The sequence below is a fragment of the Micromonospora aridisoli genome, assembly GCF_056150025.1.
The window spans coordinates 1-555 of sequence record NZ_JAXCFK010000136.1 but is presented as its reverse complement, the minus strand read 5'-3'; the positions used below and the strand labels follow the sequence as shown (position 1 = coordinate 555).

Sequence of the window (555 nt, the reverse complement as noted above, 5' to 3'; positions counted from 1 at the left end):
GCAAACTCTCAGAAAAACATCGTGATTATTTTGTGTTTGGACATCGCCATTTACCTATGGAAATTAGACTCACTAAGAACGCAAAATACACAAATTTGGGAGATTGGATCATGCATTATACTTATGCTGTTTTTGATGGAAAAGAATTGAAATTAGAGAAATATAATTAAATAACTTGTTATGAAAAAATACGTAGTTTTAATCGGCTTTGTAGTGTGTATATTTTCTTGTAAGCCTTATACATCTGCCACACAGGAAAAGGATCAAATAACCTATTCTGCATTTAGAGAACAACAAAAATCATATACCTCGGAGGATGGTGTCATCAAGTATATTGATCAAGGACAAGGCCCTGTAATTGTTTTATTACATGGTGTGCCTAGCTCAGGTTGGTTATATCGCAAGATGATTGATCCTTTAGTAACCAGTGGTTATCGTGTTATTGTACCAGATATGTTAGGTTTTGGTTCTAGTGATTCTCCAGAAGGTTATGAGTTATATAACGAAGCGAATCATGCCAAACGTCTAATAGAACTTATGGATTCATTAAGTATA

1 protein-coding gene is annotated in these 555 nt (G+C 33.9%); it reads left to right on the top strand.

The features are described from left to right. Positions 1 to 180: 180 nt before the first annotated feature. Positions 181 to 555, top strand: a 375-nt coding sequence (locus tag SM447_RS29755) for an alpha/beta fold hydrolase (protein WP_474576184.1), incomplete at its 3' end; no start/stop codon positions are given.